16 protein-coding genes and 1 pseudogene are annotated in these 22,523 nt (G+C 71.8%); 8 read left to right on the top strand and 9 right to left on the bottom strand.

The window, feature by feature from the left end; translation table 11 throughout:
* Positions 1-163: 163 nt before the first annotated feature.
* Positions 164-1,414 (top strand): iron uptake transporter deferrochelatase/peroxidase subunit, encoded by a 1,251-nt coding sequence (efeB, locus tag MMA15_RS14390; RefSeq protein WP_241060034.1) that lies wholly within the window; start codon positions 164-166, stop codon positions 1,412-1,414.
* Positions 1,415-1,559: 145 nt separating this feature from the next.
* Here efeB and MMA15_RS14385 read toward each other — a convergent pair whose 3' ends face one another.
* Both MMA15_RS14385 and MMA15_RS14380 read right to left on the bottom strand, forming a co-directional pair.
* A complete protein-coding gene (locus MMA15_RS14385; RefSeq protein WP_241060032.1) occupies positions 1,560-3,062 on the bottom strand; it encodes an FAD-binding oxidoreductase in 1,503 nt (500 codons plus the stop codon).
* A 73-nt stretch (positions 3,063-3,135) separates the two neighbouring features.
* The gene (locus tag MMA15_RS14380; protein ID WP_241060031.1) at positions 3,136-3,834 is read right to left on the bottom strand and encodes a TIGR03086 family metal-binding protein; all 699 of its coding nucleotides are present in this window, start codon (positions 3,832-3,834) and stop codon (positions 3,136-3,138) included.
* A 134-nt stretch (positions 3,835-3,968) separates the two neighbouring features.
* Between MMA15_RS14380 and MMA15_RS14375 the strand changes: the two genes are divergently transcribed.
* Positions 3,969-5,192, top strand: coding sequence for a helix-turn-helix transcriptional regulator (locus tag MMA15_RS14375; protein ID WP_241063195.1), 1,224 nt, complete (start codon positions 3,969-3,971; stop codon positions 5,190-5,192).
* Between the two features lie 42 nt (positions 5,193-5,234).
* Here MMA15_RS14375 and MMA15_RS14370 read toward each other — a convergent pair whose 3' ends face one another.
* The 7 genes from MMA15_RS14370 to MMA15_RS14340 form a co-directional block, all read right to left on the bottom strand.
* Complete coding sequence (locus MMA15_RS14370; RefSeq protein WP_241060029.1) at positions 5,235-6,074, bottom strand: HAD family hydrolase; 840 nt, start codon at positions 6,072-6,074, stop codon at positions 5,235-5,237.
* The gene (serS, locus tag MMA15_RS14365) at positions 6,071-7,351 is read right to left on the bottom strand and encodes a serine--tRNA ligase (RefSeq protein WP_241060027.1); all 1,281 of its coding nucleotides are present in this window, start codon (positions 7,349-7,351) and stop codon (positions 6,071-6,073) included. The genes MMA15_RS14370 and serS overlap by 4 nt, the downstream gene beginning before the upstream one ends.
* 706 nt (positions 7,352-8,057) lie before the next feature.
* Positions 8,058-8,987 (bottom strand): prephenate dehydratase, encoded by a 930-nt coding sequence (pheA, locus tag MMA15_RS14360; RefSeq protein WP_241060025.1) that lies wholly within the window; start codon positions 8,985-8,987, stop codon positions 8,058-8,060.
* Between the two features lie 200 nt (positions 8,988-9,187).
* The gene (locus tag MMA15_RS14355; RefSeq protein ID WP_241060023.1) at positions 9,188-9,910 is read right to left on the bottom strand and encodes an ABC transporter permease subunit; all 723 of its coding nucleotides are present in this window, start codon (positions 9,908-9,910) and stop codon (positions 9,188-9,190) included.
* Between the two features lie 14 nt (positions 9,911-9,924).
* The gene (locus MMA15_RS14350; RefSeq protein ID WP_241060021.1) at positions 9,925-10,842 is read right to left on the bottom strand and encodes an ABC transporter ATP-binding protein; all 918 of its coding nucleotides are present in this window, start codon (positions 10,840-10,842) and stop codon (positions 9,925-9,927) included.
* Between the two features lie 76 nt (positions 10,843-10,918).
* On the bottom strand, positions 10,919-11,860 hold the full coding sequence (locus MMA15_RS14345; protein WP_241060020.1) for an ABC transporter permease subunit: 942 nt from the start codon (positions 11,858-11,860) through the stop codon (positions 10,919-10,921).
* A complete protein-coding gene (locus tag MMA15_RS14340) occupies positions 11,850-12,911 on the bottom strand; it encodes an ABC transporter ATP-binding protein (RefSeq protein WP_241063194.1) in 1,062 nt (353 codons plus the stop codon). The genes MMA15_RS14345 and MMA15_RS14340 overlap by 11 nt, the downstream gene beginning before the upstream one ends.
* 423 nt (positions 12,912-13,334) lie before the next feature.
* Here MMA15_RS14340 and MMA15_RS28480 point away from each other — a divergent pair.
* The 6 genes and pseudogenes from MMA15_RS28480 to MMA15_RS14305 all read left to right on the top strand — a co-directional run bounded on the left by MMA15_RS28480 (position 13,335) and on the right by MMA15_RS14305 (position 22,481).
* Positions 13,335-15,279: pseudogene (locus MMA15_RS28480) on the top strand (SDR family oxidoreductase).
* Positions 15,280-15,533: 254 nt separating this feature from the next.
* Positions 15,534-17,267, top strand: coding sequence for a phytoene desaturase family protein (gene crtI, locus MMA15_RS14325; protein ID WP_241060015.1), 1,734 nt, complete (start codon positions 15,534-15,536; stop codon positions 17,265-17,267).
* Positions 17,264-18,244 carry a phytoene/squalene synthase family protein gene (locus MMA15_RS14320; protein ID WP_241060013.1) on the top strand — a complete coding sequence of 327 codons (981 nt, stop codon included), beginning with the start codon at positions 17,264-17,266 and terminating at the stop codon, positions 18,242-18,244. The genes crtI and MMA15_RS14320 overlap by 4 nt, the downstream gene beginning before the upstream one ends.
* 32 nt (positions 18,245-18,276) lie before the next feature.
* Positions 18,277-19,293, top strand: coding sequence for a Rieske (2Fe-2S) protein (locus tag MMA15_RS14315; protein ID WP_372498344.1), 1,017 nt, complete (start codon positions 18,277-18,279; stop codon positions 19,291-19,293).
* A 93-nt stretch (positions 19,294-19,386) separates the two neighbouring features.
* A complete protein-coding gene (locus MMA15_RS14310; protein WP_241060012.1) occupies positions 19,387-20,739 on the top strand; it encodes a lycopene cyclase family protein in 1,353 nt (450 codons plus the stop codon).
* 128 nt (positions 20,740-20,867) lie between these two features.
* Complete coding sequence (locus MMA15_RS14305; protein WP_241060010.1) at positions 20,868-22,481, top strand: FAD-dependent oxidoreductase; 1,614 nt, start codon at positions 20,868-20,870, stop codon at positions 22,479-22,481.
* Positions 22,482-22,523 lie beyond the last annotated feature (42 nt).

Raw genomic sequence — 22,523 nt, 5'->3', positions numbered from 1 at the left:
AGCTCAACTCACGTGCCCGAGACGAGCACCGGCACAAGCAGCAGCACGTACGACAGCACGAGCACCGGCGCCGGTACGAACACATGCGAGCGAGCATGTGGGAGCGCAGTCGACGGCCCGCCGCAACGCACCCGCCCATGTCGGAACACGCCAGGAAGCAGCCATGACTCAGCACGACCACGAACCGAACGGCGTCTCACGCCGGCGCCTCGTCAGCACAGTCGGAGCGGCGGGAGCCACCGGTCTGGCCGTCGGCGCCACGGGCGGCGCGGTCGCGCAGGCCGCCGCACGTGACGACCGCAAGGCACCGAAGCCCGTCACGTCCGTCGGTTCGACGCGCGTGCCCTTCCACGGAAAGCACCAGGCCGGAATCACCACGCCGTTGCAGGCCTTCGGGCATCTGCTCGCCTTCGACCTCGTCTCCGGGGCGGGGCGCAAGCAGGCGGCCGCGCTGCTGAAGCGCTGGTCGCGCACGGCCCGTGAGCTGATGGCGGACGAGTCGACCGCGAACTCCACGGGAATCGCCCTCGACGCGGGCCCCTGCTCCCTGTCCGTCACCTTCGGCTTCGGCCGTACCTTCTTCTCCCGCACGGGACTTGAGAAGCAGCGGCCCGACGGGCTCGCGCCGCTTCCCGACTTCTCCGGCGACGCCCTCGACAAGAAGCGTTCGGACGGGGATCTGTGGGTGCAGATCGGCTGCGACGACGGCCTCGTGGCCTTCGACGCGCTGCGTGAGATCCAGCGTCAGGCCGCAGGTACGGCCCGGCTGCGCTGGCAGATGAACGGCTTCACCCGCACCCCCGGCGCCACCCGCCGCCCCATGACGGTGCGCAACCTCATGGGCCAGGTCGACGGCACGAACAACCCCAAGCCCTCGGAGCCCGACTTCGACGGCCGCATCTTCGTGCCGTCGTCGTCGAAACCGTCGTGGATGGCGAACGGTTCGTTCGCCGTCGTACGCCGCATCCGGATGCTGCTGGACGACTGGGACAAGATCCCGCTCAAGGAACAGGAGAGGGTCATCGGCCGCCGCAAGTCCGACGGCGCCCCGCTCTCGGGCGGCACCGAGCACACCGATCCCGACCTTGAGAAGAGGAGCACGGGCGGGTCCCCGGCCATCCCCGCGGACGCCCATGTACGAGTCTCGGCCCCCGCGACGAACGGCGGGGCCGCGATGCTGCGGCGCCCCTTCTCGTACCACGACGGCTTCCGCGACGACGGGGCGCCGGACGCCGGTCTGCTCTTCATCGCCTGGCAGGCCGATCCGCTGCGCGGCTTCGTACCGGTGCAGCGGAAACTCGACCGCGGGGACGCGCTGTCGCGGTACGTACGGCATGAGGCCAGCGGGCTGTTCGCCGTGCCCGGCGGGCCGTCGAAGGGCGAGTACGTGGGGCAGGCCCTGCTGGAGGGCTGAGCGGGGCGGCCAAGGGCGACGGCTGTCGCGGCTGCGACGACGACCGTCCGACGGGCCGGCGAACGGACCGGGTGCGGGGCCGAATCCGGGCGACCGGACTCGGCCCCGCACCCGACGGCTCGGCCCGGCCGTGCCGGGCTCGGCCCTACGCCCCCTGCCGCGCCTCCGGCTCCGCGTCCTCCAGCCGGCCCTGCTGGAAACGGAACAGATTCAGCGGATCCAGCGACGCCTTCAGCTCGGCCAGGCGCCGCCGGGCCTCCGCCGGGTAGGCCGCCCGCGCCGCGTGGGGCGCCGCGCCCGCCGAGCGCCCGTACCGGAAGTTGAGGTTCGTCCCCACCGTCCACGGCGCCACCTCGCCGAACACCCGCTGATGATGCAGCCGCAGCTCGCGAGGGCCTGCGGGTGCCGAGGGGCCGGAGGCCTCGCCCTCCGAGCCCTCTGAGCCCTCTGAGCCCTCCGGGCCCTCGACGGCGTCCGGCACCGACAGCACCGTCATCAGCCACCCCGCGTCCCGGCCGCCGACGGCGTTGGGCACCGCGGGCTCCCGGGACAGCGCCCCGCCCATGTGCCGCAGGTTCAGCACCGTCATCGCCGGAGCCGACGGCCCGGTCAGCTCCACCACGGAATCCAGCGCCGCCCGGTCCGGCAGCCGCTCTCCCAGCAGCACGTTCGCGCCCTGGTACGGGTGCGGCTGATCCGGCTCGTTGTACACGCTCGCGCCCTCGCCGTACGGCATCGTCCGCAGCGTCTCCGAGATCCGCGGCCCGGCCGCACGCAGCGGCGCCACGAGCCGCTCGCCCTCCGCTTCACCGCCGTCGAGTACGAGCTGGATCTGTACGACGTGTCTACCGCGCAGATGACCGGGCAGCACCGGCAGATCCGGGTAGCGCATCAGCGTCAGCGACGACGTCAGCCGTTCCGGCGCGGTCGCCGTCCACTCGCGCCACGCCTCCAGCACCTCACCGGCCGACCCTCCGTCGTAGATCAACTGGCCGCCGTGGAAACGCTCGACGGGCATCAGCCCGATCTCCATGCCCGTCACCACGCCGAGGCCGCCTCCGCCGCCGCGCAGCGCCCAGAACAGTTCCGGGTCGCGGTCCGCCGTGACGTGCCGGACGCGGGCGTCCGCCGTGACGATCTCGACGACGCGCACATGGTCGGCCGCGTAGCCGAACTCCCGGGCGAGCAGGCCGACTCCGCCGTTCAGCGTGTAGGAGACAGCGCCCACGCCCGGTCCCGAACCGCTCAGCGGTGCGAGCCCGTAACGTGCGGCCTGCTCCACGACCCGGCCCCAGCGCACGCCCGCGCCGATCCACGCCGTGCGGGCGCCGGGGTCGACGCGGACCTCCGACATGCGGCGTGTGCTGATCAGCATGCCGCCGTGCTGCGGCGACGTCAGCCCGTGGCCGGTGGCCTGCACGGCTACGGGCATACGGTGCGCGGCGGCGTGCCCGACCGCGGCGGCGACGTCGTCGGCGCCCGCGGCGCGGACGATCAGATCGGGCCGGTGCCGGTAGGCGGCCTGGAAGCCTTGGGTCTCGTCGGCGTACTCGGCGTCCGCGGGTCTCAGCAGGCGGCCGCGTACGTTCCCGTCGCCGAGGGCCGAACCGGCGTCCGCGGACCCGGAGTTCGGGGACCCGGATTTCACAGACCCGGATTTCGCAGACCGGGTGTTCGCGGACCCGGAGTTCGCGGCCCGCGCGGCGCTCCCCGGTGCCCCGTCAGTCACGGCCGTGCTCGCGGTCCCGGCCCGACTGCCCCGCGCCCTGCTCCGCACCCCGGCCCGCGACCGGTGCCGGGTCCCAGCCGCGGCCCAGCCACGCCGCGAGCCGCCCGTAGTCGTCGGTGCCCTCGGGCGCGCTCAGCGGCGGCCCGAACGGCACGCCCTCGCCGCGCTCCTCCGGCACCGCCTGCCGGGCCACGGCCAGCGCGAAGCTCGCCAGCGCGGGGTCGAGCAGGTCCTGCCGTCCGAGCGCCTGCGCCAGATCCCAGGAGTGGGTGACGACCTCCATCACGCTGCCCGCGAGCGCGAAGCGGCCCGGCATCGTCCCCCACGGCACGGTGACCGGCTCGTCCAGTCTGGCGTCGTCGGCCCAGGCCGCCGCGAAGCGCCCGCGGGCCTGCGCATACGGCTCGATCCAGCCGTCGTCCGGTACGCCGGAGACCCCGGAGTCGACCTTCGCGTCCGGGTCGGGCTCACCGGGGCCGCCGCCCTCGCCGACCTGCGCGATGCGCAGGGTGCCGCCGACGACATGGCTGAGGAGGGCGCCCACGTCGAATTCGCCGCACGGGGTGGGGTCCGTGAGCTGTCCGGGCCGTACCGCCTCGAACAGGGACGCCATCTGTTCGGCGGCGCGCTCGTAGACGGGACGCGGGTCGCTCGTCGAAGGGTCCTGGGCTGCGGATGCGTCTGCGTTCATGGTCGGTGGCTCCTCGAGATCCGGCGGACAGCCGGGAAGTGGACGGTTGCTGCGGGCGGCTGTCGCCCGCGGACGCACAGACCTTCCCCCCTTTTCCTGACACCCGCCGTCAGGTTTACGGCATGCTGGCGAACGTGAAGTCGGACCGCCTGCTCTCGATCCTGCTGCTGCTCCAGACCCGTGGCCGGGTACGCGCCGACGAACTGGCCCGGCGCCTGGAGGTCTCCACCCGCACCATCTACCGCGACGTGGAGTCCCTCTCGACCGCGGGCGTCCCCGTCTACGCGGAGCGGGGGCGGCACGGAGGCATATCGCTGCTCGACGGGTTCCGTACGGACGTCACCGGCCTCACCTCGGACGAGGCACGCGCACTGTTCGTACTCGCCGCACAGGGAACCCACTCCGCGCTCGGCCTGGACGGCGCAATCGGCTCGGCGCTGCGCAAGGTGATGGCGGCTCTTCCGGCACCGCACCGCCCAGCGGCCGAACTCACCAGCCGCCGCATCCTCGTCGACCCCGGCCGCTGGCTTGCCGGGCCGCAGCCCTCCGTCGACCTCGACGTCCTCAACACGGCCGTCTTCACCGACCGCAGGCTGCGCATCCGCTACCGGCACGGCGGCGAGACCACCACGCACCGCTACACCGTCGACCCGTACGGGCTCGTCGCGAAGGCGGGCACCTGGTATCTCGTGGCGGACCGCAGGGCCCGTGCGCAGCTCTTCCGCGCGGACCGGATACTCGACGCGACCGTCACGGAGGCGCCCGTGCGGCGCAGGGACGGGGTCGAACTGGCCGACGCCTGGGAGGCGTTGCGCCGCCAGGTCGAGGAACGGCCCGCGAACGTGCGGCTGAGCGTCCGCGTCCGGCGGGGGCGCCTGGAGATGTTCCGGCGCATCGTCGGCCCGTTCGTCGTGCACGTCGAAGACGAGGAACTTGCAGGCACGGAACTTGGCGACACGGACGCGGAGGACCCGGGCGCGGAGGACCCGGACGCGGACGACTCGGGCGTCGAGAACACGGACGCGGAGAACGCGGACGTGGAGGGCAGGGGCGAGGGCGCCGACAGCGGCAGCGAACGCGGTGAGCGTGATGAGCGTGATGAGCGCGGTGACGGCAACGGCGCGGAGGCGGCTGTTCCGGCGCAGTCGCCGGGGGCCGACGACTGGGTCGCCGTGAGCCTCGCCTATCCGGTGCTGCGTGCCGCCCGCCAGCTACTCCAGTTCGGAGCCGACGTGGAGGTGCTCGAACCGGCGGCAGCACGCGCCGAGTTGATGAGTGCGGCCACATCCGTCACGGCCCTCTACGGCGAGGGCGAAGACGCAGACGCGGACGGGTCCGGGGACCGGTCCGTCGAGTGACGCGCCGCTCCCGTACCGCCGTAGTGGCTCGGACCGGGAGGGTCAGGAAGACGCCAGAAGGCGTTCCAGCACGACCGCGATGCCGTCGTCGTCGTTGGAAGCGGTCACCTCGTCGGCGACCGCGAGCAGTTCGGGGTGGGCGTCCGCCATCGCGACGCCGTGCGCGGCCCAGCCGAACATGGGGACGTCGTTGGGCATGTCGCCGAACGCGATCGTCTGCCCGGCCGAGACGCCCAGCCGCCGCGCGGCGATCGCCAGGCCCTTCGCCTTGCTCAAGCCCAGCGGAAGCATCTCCACCAGGTCCTCCCCGGCCATGGTGATGCTCACCAGATCGCCCGCCACGGCCCGCGCCGCCTTCGCCAACTCGTCGTCGCCCAGGGCAGGATGCTGGAGGTACAGCTTGTTCAGCGGCGCGGCCCACAGCTCCTCGGCGTCGGCGCACCGCACGGCGGGCAGGCCCTTGCCCTGCTCCCGATAGCCGGGCCCGATCAGCACCTGGCCGTCGGTGCCGTCCTGTGAGGCGGCGATCGTCAGCGGGCCCGTCTCCGCCTCGATCCTGGCGACGGCGGCCCGTGCCAGTCCCCGGTCCAGCGTCACCGACGTCACCATGCGCCCGGCGGCCGTGTCGTAGACCTGCGCGCCCTGACCGCAGACGGCGAGGCCCTTGTAGCCCATGCCATCCAGGATGTCCCGGGTCCACGGCACCGCACGGCCGGTGACCACGATGTGTTCGGCGCCGCGCCCGCAGGCCGCCTCCAGCGCGGCGCGCGTACGGGGGGAGACCGTACCGTCGTCGCGCAGCAGGGTGCCGTCGAGGTCGGTGGCGATCAGCCGGTAGGGGAACCGCCCGGCCGCTGCGGACTCCCCGGGCTCGCCCGTCACTTGCCGTCCACCGGCTCCAGGCGCTCCCGCCCGCCCAGATAGGGACGCAGCAGCTCGGGCACCCGCACCGAACCGTCCGCCTGCTGGTGGTTCTCCAGCAGCGCGACGATCGTGCGCGGCACCGCGCAGAGCGTGCCGTTGAGCGTCGCGAGCGGCCTTACGTTCTTGCCGTCGCGCATCCGGATCGACAGCCTCCGCGACTGGAACTCGGTGCAGTCCGAAGTCGACGTCAGCTCCCGGTACTTGGCCTGTGTCGGGATCCACGCCTCACAGTCGTACTTGCGGGCCGCGGAGGAGCCGAGATCGCCCGTGGCGACGTCGATCACCTGGAACGGCAGCTCCAGGGCCGTAAGCCACTGCTTCTCCCACTCCAGCAGGCGCAGATGCTCCGCCTCGGAGTCCTCGGGCGCGACGTAGGAGAACATCTCCACCTTGTCGAACTGGTGGACCCGGAAGATCCCCCGGGTGTCCTTGCCGTACGAACCGGCCTCGCGGCGGAAGCAGGGCGAGAAGGCGGCGTAGCGCAGCGGCAGCCGGGAGGCGTCGATGATCTCGTCCATGTGGTAGCCGGCGAGGGGCACTTCGGAGGTGCCCACCAGATAGAAGTCGTCCTTCTCCAGGTGGTAGACGTCCTGGGCTGCCTGCCCGAGGAAGCCGGTGCCCTCCATGGCCTGCGGCTTCACGAGAGCCGGTGTGAGCATGGGCGTGAAGCCCGCCTCGGTGGCCTGGGCGACGGCGGCGTTGACGAGGGCCAGCTCCAGCAGGGCGCCGACGCCGGTGAGGTAGTAGAAGCGCGAGCCGGAGACCTTGGCGCCGCGCTCGACGTCGATCGCTCCGAGGAGCTGGCCGAGTTCGAGGTGGTCCTTCGGTTCGAAGCCCTCGGCGGCGAAGTCGCGTGGCGAGCCGATCGTCTCGCGGACGGTGAAGTCCTCCTCGCCGCCCACCGGTACGTCCGGGTGTACGACGTTGCCGAGCTGGCGCAGCAGCCGCTGGGTCTCCTCGGCGGCTTCGTTCTGCGCGGCGTCGGCGGCCTTCACGGCGGCGGAGAGTTCACCGGCCTTCTTCAGCAGTTCGGCCTTCTCGTCGCCGTCGGCCTTGGGAATCAGCTTGCCGAGCTGCTTCTGCTCGGAGCGCAGTTCGTCGAAGCTGACGCTGGACGACCTTCGCCGTTCGTCCGCGGAGAGCAGGGCGTCGACGATGCCGACGTCCTCTCCGCGGGCGCGCTGGGATTCGCGGACACTTTCGGGATCGTCACGGAGCAGTCGGAGGTCAATCACCCCGTCAGGGTACCGGTGGGACCTCTCCGTCTCGACCGAGTACCACGGCGGTGGCGGACCCGGAAATTCCATCGGAAATGGTCGGCTATCGGCCGGAGTTGCCCGACTCCGGGGGAGATCGGCGGGCTCTCGGTGCCGCACCACGTGCGGGCCGCGCCCGGCGTGAACGGGCGTTTCGCACCTGCCCCACCTGCCATCTCTGCGCCGGGGAGCGGGAGTTGAGGCAGCGGGCGCGGTGCGTGAAGTGGGCGCGGGAGAGGGGCGAGTGGGGCGCCGGGAGGGGAATCGCGGGCGGAGCGGGGGGAGTTGTCCACGGACTTATCCACAGCCCGCCCCACACCCCCTCAATACTTTCCACAGGGCCCCGGGGGCGGCTGTGGATTGTGGAGGAGATCGTTCCTGGGAATCCCGCCCACCCCGGATATCTCGCCCCAAACATGTAGCAAGCACTCGTTCGAGCGGGGTTGTCTCACACAGAAGTGTGATCGAGGAGAATTGCCGTGACGAAACAGGACGGAATGCGTTGCGAAGCCCTTTGAGGTCTTCATTCCGATTTGCCCGTAACACCCTTTACGAGCCCACGAGTTGTGCACAGGAACGCCGAGGCCCTGTGGATAACTTTTGGGAGCGGCCCGCCGCGTCCCTCGTCACAGCCCCGCACACCACCGGAACCGCCCGAGCCGCCCCCGAACCGCAGGTGCCGCGTTCAGCCCCTGCCGTCCATGCAGCGCGTCAGCCAGTCCGCCGCCTCCACGAACTCCGCGTCCGTCGTGCCCGGCCGCTCCACCGCGTGACCGCCGTCGGCACGCGGATACGAACCGAGGTAGCGCACCTGCTCGCACGCACGCTTCAGACCCATCAGCACGTCCCCCACCCGGCGGTCCTGCACATGGCCCTCACAGTCCACCGAGAAGCAGTAGCGGCCGATGCCCTCCCCGGTGGGCCGGGACTCGATGCGCATCATGTTCACGCCGCGCGACGCGAACTCCTGAAGGACCTCCAGCAGCGCGCCCGGATGGTCGTCGCGCAGCCAGAAGACCACCGACGTCTTGTCCGAGCCGGTCGCCGCCGCCGGCCGCGCCGGGCGGCCCACCAGCACGAAACGCGTCACCGCGTCGTCCGCGTCGTGGATGCCCGTCACCAGCGGCTCCAGACCGTAGGTGGCGGCGGCGAACTCGCCCGCGAACGCCGCGTCGTAGCGGCCCTCCTGCACCAGCCGCGCGCCGTCGGCGTTGGACGCCGCCGACTCCCACACCGCGTCCGGGAGATGCTCCGCCGTCCAGCGCCGCACCTGCGGCTGCGAGACCGGATGGCCCGTGACCGTCTTGATGCTCTCCATCGGAGTGCCCGGCCGGGCCAGCAGCGCGAACGCGATCGGCAGCAGCACCTCGCGGTAGATCATCAGCGGACGGCCGCTCGCCAGCTCGTCGAGTGTCGCCGTGACACCGCCCTCCACGGAGTTCTCGATGGGAACCAGAGCCGCGGCGGCCTCCCCGTTGCGTACGGCGTCCAAAGCGGCGGGCACGGACACCATCGGGATCAGATCGCGGGTGGCGGCCTCGGGGAGGGTGCGCAGGGCGGCCTCGGTGAAGGTCCCCTCAGGGCCGAGGTAGGCGTAGCGGCTCGCTGGTGACATGAGGACACGTTAGCCGCGCCCGTGAGCGGACGCGTCCGGCGTCTCATCTGCCGGTCGGCGCACCACACGCCTCACCGCCCGGCACCGGGTGCGCGGCAGCCCCCTCGCGGCCGGCGCCCGTCACACGTAAGAGGGCGGGGCCGCGGTCTTCACCGACCGCGGCCCCGCCCCTCACCCGTCACGCCCGCACGCCGGGCCGGTCACTCCTCCCCGGCGAGCGTCAACGTACGAAGCTTGCGGCTCGCGAACCAGGCACCGCCCACCGTGGCCGCGGCCAGCAGCGTCACACCCGTGGCCATGCCCACCTCGGAGGTGATGCCCGCGCCGCTGCCGCCGACCTTCTGCGCCAGCGTCAGCGCCCACTGCTGCACCGAAAGCTCCCGCGCGCCCGGCACCAGACTCCCGAACAGCGCCTCCCAGATCAGCGCGTAGACCAGGCCGATCACGACCGCGTGCCGGGAGACCGTGCCCAGCAGCAGGAACAGCGCACTGTAGGCGACGGACGCGGCAGCGGCGGCGACCGCGTAGGCCGAGGCGATCTGCTGGCTGTCGCCGTTGAGGACGTAACCCGCCACGAACGTGGGAACGGCCGAGAAGACGACCGTCACACCGATCGCGACGAGCAGCTTCGTGACGACGATGCTGGAGCGGCGCAGCGGCTTCGACAGCAGATACACCACCGAACCGTCGTCGATCTCCGGCGCGATGGCGCCCGTCCCGGCGACGACGCCGATGAGCGGGACGATGGTCGCCATCGCGAAACCGCCGAGGAGCTGCTTGGTGATGTCGTCGTCGACGTCGCCGAGCAGACGCACCGCCACCGCGACGACCAGCAGCAGCAGCGGAAGCGCACACAGCAGCAGCGCGCGACGGCGCCCCAGCAGCGCCCTGTAGGTGAGCCGTGCGACTGTCGTGTTGTACATCGTGAAGGCTCCCTTCAGGCCGCGACGAGGTACGAGAAGACGCTCTCCAGGGACTCGTCCGACGGCGAGACCGTGAAGAGCCGGATGCCGTGCTCGCGTGCCAGACGCGGAAGGACCTCCGTGAACCGGCCGAAGTCGATGGCCTGGATCTGGAGGGCCTTCTCGTTCCAGTCCAGCTCGATGCCCGCCGTGGACGCGTCCGCGATGAGCGCAGCCGCAAGCCTCCGGTCGTCGCTGGAACGTACGAGATAGCGGTGCGGACGGTCCGTCATCAGGCGGCGGATCTTGCGGAAGTCGCCGCTCGCCGCGTGCCTGCCCGCCACCACCACCTCGATGTGGGAGGCGAGCTGCTCGACCTCCTCCAGGATGTGCGAGGAGAACAGCACCGTCCGGCCCGCGTCTCCCATCTGCCGCAGAAGCTGCATCAACTGCATCCGCTGCCGCGGGTCCATGCCGTTGAACGGCTCGTCCAGGAGCAGCACCGACGGATCGTGCACCAGCGCCGACGCCATCTTCACGCGCTGCCGCATGCCCTTGCTGTACGTGGAGATCTTGCGGTCCTGCGCCTGCTCCATCTCCACCGTGGCCAGCGCCCTGCGGGCCGCGGCGGCCGGGTCGGAGAGCTTGTGCAGCTCGGCGTTGGCCAGTACGAAGTCCCAGCCCGTGAGGAAGTCGTACATCCCCTCACGCTCGGGCACGAGGCCGATCTCCCGGTAGGCGTCCTGATTGCGCCAGATCGGGGCGCCGTCGAGAGTGACACTTCCCGTCGAAGGCGGCAGGAAGCCGCCCATCATGTTGATGAGCGTGGACTTGCCCGCGCCGTTCGGCCCCAGCAGGCCCGTGACGCCGGGACCGATGTCCATGGTGATGTCGTTGACGGCGACGACGTTCCCGAACCAGCGGGACGTGTGGTCGATGTGCACAGTAGTCATGGGCGTAGCCCGTTCCATCGAGAGGCGGCGGTGGGTCCTGGAGTCCTGCCCGGGCGGCGCCCGGGAGCGAAGGCGGTCACAGCCCCGCCTTCCGATAGCGGCGCAGCAGCAACGCGTACGTGCCCGCGATGAGCACCAGCGTCAGCGCCACATACGCGGAGGTCTGCATGGACGTCAGCTCCTCGCCCCTGGGGAAGGCGTTGTGCCCGTCGAGCAGCTTGCTCTGGAGACCGTCCACGAGCGACCCCGGTGACGCCAGACCCAGCCAGCCGATCGCGGCGGCGTTGTCCTGCTCGGCGACGATCGCCTGAAGCGCGCTGACCAGCATGTACGGAATGGTCATCACGGCGATGATCGCGGCGACGCCGAAACCGCGCCGCGGAGTCGCGGCGGCCACGGCCAGCGCGATGCCCGCATGCAGCACGGAGAAGACCAGACAGCACACCAGCCCCAGCGCGAAGCCCTTCGTCTCGTCCCCGAAGTCGAGCTTCGCCAGCAGCGCCCCGACGTAGAGGATCAGCACCGACGTGGCGGTGAAGACGAACACGGCGGCGGTGAGCGCCGCGTACTTGGCGCCGACGTAGTCGCCGCGCTCGATGGGACGCGAGAAGTACAGCGGCACCACACGGAAACGCAGATCCAGGGAGACCGCCTGAGGCGCCATGGCCGCGATGTACACGCCGATGACCGGCTGCATCTGCACGACGTACTCGTTGTAGTCGACCGGCATCTGCTTGGCCTTGGTGAAGACCGTCACGGCGACGACGATCGCCGCCGGCACGCACATGACCGCGAAGAGGATCATCGGCAGCACCTTCGACTTCGCGGAACGGCCCAGGCCGTACGCGCCGCGCAGGGACTGCTCGAACAGAGAGGTGCGGGCATAGCCGCGGCCCAGTCGCGGACCGTCGTAGTTGCGGTAGCCGATGTTGTGGATGACGTCGTCGCCGCGCTGCCCCGGCGGGCGGCCCGCGGTCGCGACGGACGTGCTCGTGCTGGCGTGAGGCTCAGACGGCATCGCCGCTGCCTCCCTTCTGCGGCTGGAGTTGACAGTCGGCTGCCGGGTCGCCGGCGGTGGCCGGGCCCGCCGCCGAGGACGACATGGCAGGGGAGGCCCCCGCGTGGCCGTCGGTCCGGTCGTCGTCCTGGAAGACCTCGGCGATGCGGTGGCGGCTCTGCTCCATCCGCACCAGACCCAGACCCAGCTCCACGACGGTGTCGCGCACCGTGTCGTACGCCGACTCGTCCGAGGCGTCGACCATCAGCACATGGCCGGCACCCGGCGCACCCGCAGAACCCGGGGCACGCGCGGTCAGACCGGCGGCCGCCAGCGCCGAACGCAGCGCCTCCGTACCGTCCGGATGGGCATCGGTGTCCGTGACCTCCACCGTCAGCGACGGGGTGCTCTTGGTGAAGTCGGCCGTGCTGGAGGCACGCAGCAGCTTGCCGCCGTCGATGACGACGACGTGGTCGCACGTGCGCTCCAACTCGCCCAGCAGATGCGACGTGACGAGCACCGAGATGCCGAAGTCCGTGTGGACACGGCGGATCAGGGCGAGCATCTCGTCACGGCCCACCGGGTCCAGGCCGTTCGTCGGCTCGTCCAGCAGCACCAGCTTCGGGTCGTGCACCAGGGCCTGAGCGAGCTTGACGCGCTGCTTCATGCCCGTCGAATAGCCGCCCATGGGGCGGTAGCGCTCCTCGTACAGGCCGACATGGCGCAGGGTGTCCGCCGTACGCTCACGTGCCGCGGTGAACGGCAGCCCCGACATGCGGGCCATGTGCACGACGAACTCCGTCGCCGACACATCGGGCGGCAGACAGTCGTGCTCGGGCATGTAGCCGACGCGCTCACGGATCGCCGAGCCCTCGCGGGCCACGTCGAGACCGAGCACCGTGGCGCCGCCCTCCGTCGCGGGAGCGAGCCCCAGCAGGATCTTGATGAGGGTCGATTTACCGGCCCCGTTGGCGCCCACCAGGCCGGTAACACCCGGTGTGATGCCTACGGTCAGCCGGTCCAGCGCGGTCACCCGTGGGTACCGCTTGGTCAGGCTTTCGATAGCAATCACAGTCACACCCCAGACGCTAGGGCCTCACAGCCATGTGTCACGTCCGCCCAGGGGGCTGGATCCGACTGGTACCGAAGGGTGATGCTCCCTTAAGGGGGTCGTAGGACAAGAGGGGCCAGGCACGGCCAGGTCCTACCAGGCGGGGCCAAAACCCGCCCCGCGACGGGCAGATGGGCCCCCGGCCCGGCGCACACCCGCACCACCATTGCTTACCGCCGGTATCCACAGGCACCGAAGCCCTGTTGACGCCCACCGCGACCCGTAGTCATCTTGACCATGTCGGCCACACACCGACCCGGCGGCCACCTCCAGGCGCCGCCGGCACCGACAGGTGGGGGAACTGTGAACGAGCGGGACGACGGCCAAGGCCGCAACGACACAGGCGACGGCGGCGACGGCGGACACAGCGGAGACCGGGGACTGATGCCGAAGCAGGGCACGGCACCGGCGAAGAGCACCGGCACGGCACTCCACCGCGCACCCGACGCGGCACTCGAAGGCGCAAGGGAACGGCGAGTACGCACACCCGAAGGCGTCGAACTGTGCGTCGCGGAACTCGGCGACCCCCGACAGCCCACCGTCGTCCTCGTACACGGCTACCCCGACAGCAAGGAAGTCTGGACGAAGATCGCGCGACGGCTCTCCGGCCGCTACCACGTCGTGGCCTACGACGTACGAGGCTGCGGCCGCTCCTCCGCACCCACACCCCTACGCGGCGGCTTCACCCTGGAAAAACTCACCCAGGACTTCCTCACCGTCGCCGAAGCCGTCTCCCCCGGGCGGCCCGTACACGTGGTGGGACACGACTGGGGCTCCGTACAAGGCTGGGAATTCGCCACCACCGAGGAGACCCGAGGCCGCATCGCCTCCCTCACCTCCATGTCCGGCCCGTCCCTCGACCACTTCGGACACTGGATCAAAAAACGCGTCAGCCGCCCCACACCACGGCGACTCGCCCAGGCAGCCGCCCAAGGCGCCCGCTCCTGGTACGTCTACATGCTCCACACCCCCGTCCTGCCCGAACTGGCATGGCGCGGGCCGCTGTCCCGGTACTGGCCGCGGCTGCTGCGCCGCGCCGAGAAACTCCCCGACGACGGCTACCCCACCTCGTCGCTGCCGCGCGACGCCGCCCACGGAGCCTGGCTCTACCGCGACAACGTGCGCTACAGGCTGCGCCGCCCCCAGAGAGGACTGCCACGCCCACGTCCCCGTCCAACTGATCACACCGACCCGTGACGCCTTCCTCAGCGAACGGCTCTACGACGACGTGGAGACATGGGCGCCCGACGTGACCCGGCGGACCATCGACGCCAGACACTGGATCCCGCGCACGCGGCCCGACCAACTGGCCACCTGGATCGGCGACTTCGTCGACGCCCGGGAGAACGGGCCTACGGACCCCCGGCCCGAACCGCGGCACGACCGGCGGGACACCAGCGCCGCCACCGCCGCCGCACACGGCAAGACCTTCGCTGAGTCACCCGACAAGGCCGTTGCGAAGACCGTCGAGAAAGCATCCGAGAAGCGCTACTCGAAGACCTTCGCGGAACGCTTCGGCGGCAGACTCGTGCTGATCACCGGCGCGGGAAGCGGCATCGGCCGGGCCACCGCCCTGACCTTCGCAGCCGCCGGAGCACGAGTCATAGCAGTGGACATCGACGGCGAACGAGCCGCGCACACCGCCGACTCGGCCATACAGGCAGGCGCCGCACAGGCGTGGGCCGAGACCGCCGACGTGAGCGACCAACACCGGATGGAGAAGCTCGCCGCGAAAGTCGCCGACGAACACGGAACCGTCGACGTCCTCGTCAACAACGCCGGCATAGGCGTCTCAGGGCCCTTCCTGGACACCAGCGTCGAAGACTGGCAGCGAACCCTGGACACCAACCTCTGGGGCGTCATCCACGGCTGCCGCCTCTTCGGCAGACAGATGGCAGACCGCGGGCAAGGAGGACACATCGTCAACATCGCGTCCGCCGCCGCCTACCAGCCCACCAGGCTGCTGCCCGCGTACGGCACGTCCAAAGCGGCAGTGCTGATGCTGAGCGAATGCCTACGCGCGGAACTCGCAGGAAAGGACATCGGCGTCACAGCCGTCTGCCCCGGATTCGTGACCACCGGCATCACCGGCACCGCACGCTTCGTCGGCCTCGACGAGGCAGCACAACGGCGCCGCCGCGAACGGATCACACGGCTGTACAAACTGCGCGGCTACCCACCGGAGAAAGCCGCCACAACGATCATGCGCGCCGTCATACGCAACCAGGCGGTCGTCACCGTGACGCCCGAAGCCCGCGTGACACGAGCGATCTCCCGCATCGCACCACGCGTGCTACGAGCGATCGCCCGCATAGAACCAAGGATCTGAGAACGGCGGGGAGGGGGAGGGGGTGGGGGGGAGGCCCCCCGGGTCGTCGATCCTGGCACCAGCCATCCCCACCCCCCTTCGCGCTTCTGCTCCCCGCCCCGGCTCCCGGCTCCCGGCGCCGCCGCCCTCGGACCCCACCCCCACCGACCCACCGGCGCCAGTCCCCACCAACACCCCTCGCCCGCCCCCGGTTTCACCCGCCCACCGGCGCGCCACTCGCCGTTCGGCACCTCGTCAGAGGTCACCTTGGACCGATGAGGACGCTGCCGGGCCGTACCGATCACGTTGTCGTGGTCGGCGCGGGCCTGTCCGGTCTTTCGGCCGCGCTGCATCTGGCGGGCGCGGGCCGCAGCGTCACGGTCGTCGAGCGGGATGCGGGCCCCGGCGGCCGGGCCGGGCGCATCGAGCTGGGCGGCTACCTTCTCGACACCGGCCCCACGGTGCTGACCATGCCGCATCTCATCGAGGAGGCCATGGCCGCCGTCGGTGAACCGATGTCCCGGCATATCGAGTTGCTGGCGCTGCATCCCGCGTATCGCGCGCAGTTCGCCGACGGCACGCACATCGACGTACACACCGACGCCGAGGCCATGGAGTGCGAGGTCCGCCGCGCGGCGGGCGGTGCGGAAGCGGCGGGGTACCGGCGGCTGCGGCGCTGGCTGGAGCGGATCTACCGCGCGCAGATGCGTTCCTTCATCGACGCCAACTTCGATTCCCCGCTGGGCCTGTTGACTCCGGATCTCGTCCGGCTGGCCGCGCTGGGCGGCTTCGCCACCTGGCAGGGCCGCGTCGCGCGGTTCGTCCGCGACGAGCGGCTGCGGCGGATCTTCTCGTTCCAGGCGCTTTACGCGGGTGTTCCGCCGACGCGGGCGCTGGCGGCGTATGCGGTGATCGCCTATATGGACACGGTCGCCGGTGTGCATTTCCCGCGTGGCGGCATGCATGCGGTGCCCCGTGGCATGGCCGCCGCCGCGCAGCGTGCCGGTGTCGCCTTCCGCTACGGCACCGCGGTCACCCGCGTCGAGCGCTCGGCGGCGGGCCGGGCGACTGCCGTGTTCACGGACGGCGGTGAGCGCATCGCTTGTGACGTGCTGGTGCTGACGTGTGATCTGCCCGTCGCCCACGGCCTGTTGGGCGGTGCGCCGCGTCGTCTGCTGCCGCTGCGTCACGCGCCGTCCGCGGTCGTGCTGCATGTGGGCGGGCCCCGCCGCTGGCCCGGTCTGGCGCACCACACCATTTCGTTCGGCGCGAGCTGGCATCGCACGTTCCGTGAGCTGACCCGCACGGGGGAGTTGATGAGCGATCCGTCGCTGCTGATCACCGCGCCGACCGTCACGGACTCTTCTCTCGCGCCGCCTGGGCGTCATCTGCACTATGTGCTGGCGCCGTGCCCGAATTTGACGACGGGTCCGTACAACTGGCGTGCCATCGGGCCCCGTTACCGCGACAGGCTGCTGGCGGTGCTGCGCGGCCGGGGCCTGGAGGGTTTCGGTCAGGATCTGGAGATGGAGCTGCTGGTCACGCCCGCGGACTGGGCGGCTCAGCGGCTTGCGGCGGGTACGCCGTTCTCCGCTGCGCATACGTTCGCGCAGACCGGCCCGTTCCGTACGGGGAATCTGCCGTCGGGTTGGGAGAACGTGGTGCTCGCGGGCTGCGGTACGACGCCGGGCGTGGGCGTGCCGACGGTGATCGTGTCGGGGAAGCTGGCGGCCGCCCGCATCACCGGCAGGCACCGGCCCGCGTCTCTGCCGGGCGCCGCCAGCAACGGCCAGGGCCACGGCCGCACGAGGGCACGTACGGAACCGCGTCAGACCACGGGCCCCGGTTCGCCCGGCGCCGCCACGCCTGGCGTCCCCGGTTCGCCCGCCGCCACGCCTAACGTCCCCGCCACGCCCGCCGCCGCCACTTCGGCTCGCACCGCTTCCGGCGATCGTTCCGCCGCCCGCGGGCCGCGCACCGCCCCCGCCGCGGAAGGCCGCCGCCCGTGATGCGCGGTGAGCTGAACGCCGCGCACGTCACCGATCCCGCGCTGCGTGCCGCCTATGCGCGCTGCCGCCGCCTGAACGCCCGTGACGGCAAGACGTACTTCCTGGCGACTCGTCTGCTGACGCCCCGCCGCCGTCCCGCGGTGCACGCCCTGTACGGCTTCGCACGCTGGGCCGACGACATCGTCGACGATCAGGACCCGTCGATTCCGCTCCCGGAGCGTGCCGCTCGTCTGCGCAGGCTCGACGCGGAGCTGCGGGCGGCGCTGCGTTCCGGGCGCAGTTCGCATCCGGTGGTCGCGGCGCTCGTCGACACCGCCGGGCGTTACGCCATCGATCCGCGCCACTTCGGCGACTTCATGCACTCGATGCGGATGGATCTGACGGTCACGGAGTACGCCACGTATGAGGAGCTGCGCGGATACATGCACGGTTCGGCCGCTGTGATCGGGCTTCAGGTGCTGCCGGTGCTGGGCACGGTCGTGCCTTCGGACGAGGCGGGGCCGCATGCCGCTTCGCTGGGGCTTGCCTTCCAGCTCACGAACTTCCTGCGTGATGTCGGTGAGGATCTGGACCGTGATCGCGTCTATGTTCCGCGGGACTTGCTGGCGGCGTACGGGGTGGACCGGGAGCTGCTGCGCTGGTGCCGTCTGCGTGGGTGTACGGATCTGCGGGTGCGGGAGGCGCTGCGCGATCTGGCGGCGATGACTCGCGGTATCTACCGGCATGCGGCGCTGGGGATTCCGATGCTGGATCCGCTGTCGCGTCCGTGTGTGCGTACGGCGCTGGTCCTGTACCGGGGCATTCTCGACGAGATCGAGGCGGCCGGGTTCGCGGTGATGCACCGGCGGACGGTGGTGCCGCGTGGCCGTAAGGCGAGGGCGGTGCTGCCCGCTGTCGCCGGTACTGCCGCGTTGCGTGTGCGCTGTGCGCTGCCTTTCGGAGGGCGGCGGGCTCTGCCGGGGACGGTGCTGCCGTGAGTGGGCCGGTGCGGCGGCCGGACCGGCAGCGCGTGAGCCGCTCCGCCGAGGGGACAGGGCAACGGCCCGTGTGGCGCAGCCCGTTGCGGCGGCTTCCCGCCTCCGTGTGGGAGCGGCAGCAGCCGACGTGGCAGGCGGCCCGTCCTTCGCTGATCGCTGACGCGTTGAAGCGTTCGGCGGTCCGCCCGTCCGGCAATTGGTATGTGCTGGCCTCGTCGCGGGAGGTTCCCCGTGGGCGTCCGGTGGGCCGTACGGTCGCGGGCGTCGAACTGGTCGTATGGCGCGGCCCGGACGGGTCGCTTCGGGTCGCGCCGGGTGCTTGCCCTCATCTGGGTGCTCCGCTGTCGGAGGCGGCGCTGTGCGGTGGTCGTCTGGTGTGCCGTTGGCATGGTCTGGCGCTGGGCGAGGAGGGGCTGGGCGAGTGGCGGCTCTTTCCGGCGCATGACGACGGGGTGCTGGCGTGGGTGCGGCTCGACGCGGTGGGCGGCGAGCGGCCGACGCCGCTTCCGGTGCTTCCCCGGCGGCCCGTTCCGGAGAGGACGCTAGCCGCGGTGGCCACTCAGGTCGGCGGCTGTGAGCCCGAGGACGTCGTCGCGAACCGCCTGGACCCTTGGCACGGTTCGTGGTTCCACCCTTACGCCTTCACGAGGCTGACGGTGGTGGAGGAGCCCGATCCGCACGACGGGGACCGTTTCCTCGTCGATGTGGTCTACCGGCTGACGGGCCGTACGGGCGTTCCCGTGCGGGCGGCCTTCACGGCGCCGGAGCCGCGGACGGTGGTGATGCACATCCTCGAAGGGGAGGGGGCCACGTCCGTGGTGGAGACGCATGCGACGCCGCTGACTGCTCCTGGTGATCCCCATCCGCGTACGGCCGTGATCGAGGCGGTGCTGGCGACTTCGGGGCGCCGGGGGTTCGCGGTGGTGCTCCGTGCGGCGCCGCTGCTGCGGCCTTTGATGCGCCGTGCCGCGGAGCGGCTGTGGCGTGACGATCTCGCCTATGCGGAGCGCAGGAGGCTGCTGCGCAGCACGGGGCGGTTCCCGGGGTGACGGGGCGGCCGGGAGAGATGGGCTCAAGTGGCTTCGGGAGACGTGACGTTGAGGGATGGGCCGTTGAGGGATGGGCCGTTGAGGGATGGGCCGTTGAGGGATACGAGGTCGGCGGACGCGGACGTCGTGGTGGTCGGGGCGGGTGCGGCCGGGCTGTCGCTGGCGTGGCGCCTGGTGCGTGGCGCCGCGCCCGCCGCGCTCGGCGCCCCCGGGCCTGCCGCGCCCTCGGTGCTGCTGGTCGAGCCGCCGCCGGGGCCGGTGCGCAGCCCGGTGCGCACCTGGTGTTTCTGGGAGGACGGGCCGGGCGAGTTCGACGATCTGCTCACCGCGTCGTGGGGGCGTCTCTCGGTCGTCGACGGGCAGGGCCGTGAGACGTCGGGCGCGTGCGGCGCGACGTACAAGATGCTCCGCTCCACGGACTACGCACGTGAACTGGGCGCCCGGCTGGACTCGTCGGGTGCCGTGCGCCGGGTGACGGGCACGGTCGGCGACGTCCGCGACATCACCGGCGGCGCGGGGAGGGGTGCTGAGACCGCAGGCGCGGAGACGGGCGCTGAGCCCGCCGCTGGTGAGACGGGCGCCGAGACCACGGGTGTGGACGCGGACGGGAGAGCGTTCCGCTTCCGTAGCCGCTGGGTGTTCGACTCCCGTCCGCCGAGGCGGCTTCCTCCGGCGCGTACCACTCTCCTCCAGCACTTCCGCGGCTGGTTCCTGCGCACGGAGCGGGCCTGCTTCGATCCGTCGGTGGCGCGGCTGATGGACTTCCGGACGCGACAGCCGCCCGGTGGTGTGGCGTTCGTGTATCTGCTGCCGATCGCGGAGGACCGGGCTCTGGCCGAGTACACGGTCTTCTCCTCCGAGGTCTCGGACGCGCGCCGCTACGAGGACGAGTTGCGCCGCTACGTCGGTGAGGTGCTGGGCCTGGGCACGGGCGAGTGGACCGTGACCTCGTCCGAGCACGGCGTGATCCCCATGACCGACGGGGTGTTTCCGCGCCGGGCGGGGGCGTCGGTGTTCCGTGTCGGAGCCGCGGGAGGTGCGGTGCGGCCGTCGACGGGCTATGCGTTCGCCGCGATTCAGCGGCAGGCCGCGGCCGTCGCCGCCGCCTGCCGGGAGGGTCGTACGCCGCTGCCTCCCGATCCGCACTCCCGGCGGCACCGCACGATGGACGCCGTGCTGCTGCGGGCGCTGGCGACGGGACGTGTCGACGGGGCCGCCTTCCTCGCGGGTCTCTTCCGTCGCAATCCTCCGGAGCGGGTGCTGCGCTTCCTCGACGGGCGTTCGTCTCTCGTGGACGAGTGGGCGATGGGGCTGGCGGCTCCGGTTCTGCCGATGGTGCGCACCCTGGCCGAACTGCCCTTCGTACTGCGGCGAGTTCACGGTGGGGGACCGCCCTCCGGCGGCGGCCTGCCGTCGGCCGACGAGCACGACGGGGTACGGGCGTGACGCGCGGCGGTGGCGGGCCTGCCCGCACGCGGGGTCTCGGCTCGCGGGGTCTTCGCACGCGGGGTCTCCCCGGGCTGGGTTCCCATGGGCAGGGTGTGCGGCCGTCGCATGTACGGGACTCGCGGGCCGTGCTCTGGCCGGCGCCGCCCGGCGCCCCTCACGTCCGCGACCCGGCGCCGCATGCGGCCGTCGTGGGCGGCGGCATCGCGGGACTGGCGGCGGCCACGGCCCTGGCCGAGCGGGGCGTACGGGTCGACCTCCTTGAGCGGCGGGCGACGCTCGGGGGGCGGCTGCGCGGCTGGCCCACGCGGCTCGCCGACGGCAGCACCGCGACGATGAGCCGCGGCTTCCACGCCTTCTTCCGGCAGTACTACAACTTGCGGAGCCTGCTGGGGCGTTCGGACGGCGACCACGGCGCGGGCAGCGGCGCGGACACCGGGGCGGGCAGCGGCGCCGGCGGCATGCTCGTACCGCTCGACGACTATCCGTTGCGGCGCGCGGGCGGCGCGTACGACAGCTTCCGTCGGGTGCCGCGTACTCCGCCGTGGAACCTGCTGGGGTTCGTGGCACGCAGCCCCACCTTCACGCTGCCCGGCATGGCCGGGATGAGCCCGAGGGCCGCGCTGCCGCTGCTCGACGTCCGGGTCCCGGACGTCTACCGGAGGCTCGACGGCGTCAGCGCCACGGAGTTCCTGGACCGGGTCCGTTTTCCCGCGCCGGCCCGTGACCTGGCGTTCGAGGTGTTCTCCCGCAGCTTCTTCGCCGACCCGGGTGAACTCTCCGCCGCGGAACTGGTGTTGATGTTCCACATCTACTTTCTCGGTTCGGCGGAAGGGCTCCTCTTCGACGTCCCCTCCGAGCCGTTTCCGTGCGCGCTGTGGGATCCGCTCGCCCGCAGACTCGACAAGCTGGGCGTCGGCGTACGTACCGGCGTCGCCGTGCGCTCCGTCCGGCCCGACGCCGGCACGGAATCCAGGACCGGGCCGGGGGCCGGGTACGGCGGAGGCTTCACGCTGTCGCTCGCGGGGCGAACGGATGCACGGGACGACGCCGGGGAGGAGCTTGAGGTGCGCCGATACGACGCCGTCGTCCTCGCCCTCGACAGCCGGGGACTCCAGACCCTCGTCGAGGGGTCGCCGCACCTCGGCGACGGGCAGTGGCGGGCGGGCGTCGCACGTCTGCGCCAGGCGCCGCCCTTCCTCGTCTCCCGCTACTGGCTGGACCGTCCGGTGGCTCCCGGCAGGCCGGGCTTTCTCGGTACGAGCGGCTACGGCCCCCTCGACAACGTCAGCGTCCTCGACCGCTGGGAGGGCGAGGCCGCCCGCTGGGCGCGGCGCCGCGGAGGCTCGGTGCTGGAGCTGCACGCCTACGCCGTGCCCGAGGACCGCGACCGGACCGCGGTCGAGGCGTCGGCGAGGAGCGAACTCGCCCGTGTCTACCCGGAGACGGCGTCCGCGGGCGTCGTCGATGTGCGCCACGAGTGGCAGCGGGACTGCCCGCACTTCCCCGTCGGCGGCTACCGGGACAGGCCGGGTGTGCGCACTCGTCATCCGCGGCTGGTGGTCGCCGGTGATCTGGTGCGCACCGAGCTGCCTTCGGCGCTGATGGAGCGCGCGGCGACCACCGGCTTCCAGGCCGCGAACGCGCTGCTGTCCACGTGGGGCGTGCGGGGCCATCCGCTGTGGTCGGTGCCGGTGGCGGGCCGCACCGCGGTGCTGCGTGCGCTGGCCCGCCTGGGCTGACCCGTACGGCTTCCTGCCCGTGCCCGGCCTGGTGCCCCCGCC

It is taken from the genome of Streptomyces marispadix (assembly GCF_022524345.1).
GTDB lineage: Bacteria > Actinomycetota > Actinomycetes > Streptomycetales > Streptomycetaceae > Streptomyces > Streptomyces marispadix.
Note: the sequence above shows the minus strand (reverse complement) of the source record. Positions and strands in the feature narration are given on the sequence as shown.

Excerpts from the sequence above, each read along its gene's own strand:
- MMA15_RS14350 (WP_241060021.1), bottom strand. The coding sequence starts at position 10,842 with ATGACTACTGTGCACATCGACCACACGTCCCGCTGGTTCGGGAACGTC.
- pheA (WP_241060025.1), bottom strand. The coding sequence starts at position 8,987 with ATGTCACCAGCGAGCCGCTACGCCTACCTCGGCCCTGAGGGGACCTTC.
- MMA15_RS14355 (WP_241060023.1), bottom strand. The coding sequence starts at position 9,910 with ATGTACAACACGACAGTCGCACGGCTCACCTACAGGGCGCTGCTGGGG.
- MMA15_RS14380 (WP_241060031.1), bottom strand. The coding sequence starts at position 3,834 with ATGAACGCAGACGCATCCGCAGCCCAGGACCCTTCGACGAGCGACCCG.
- MMA15_RS14345 (WP_241060020.1), bottom strand. The coding sequence starts at position 11,860 with ATGCCGTCTGAGCCTCACGCCAGCACGAGCACGTCCGTCGCGACCGCG.
- crtI (WP_241060015.1), top strand. The coding sequence starts at position 15,534 with ATGAGGACGCTGCCGGGCCGTACCGATCACGTTGTCGTGGTCGGCGCG.
- efeB (WP_241060034.1), top strand. The coding sequence starts at position 164 with ATGACTCAGCACGACCACGAACCGAACGGCGTCTCACGCCGGCGCCTC.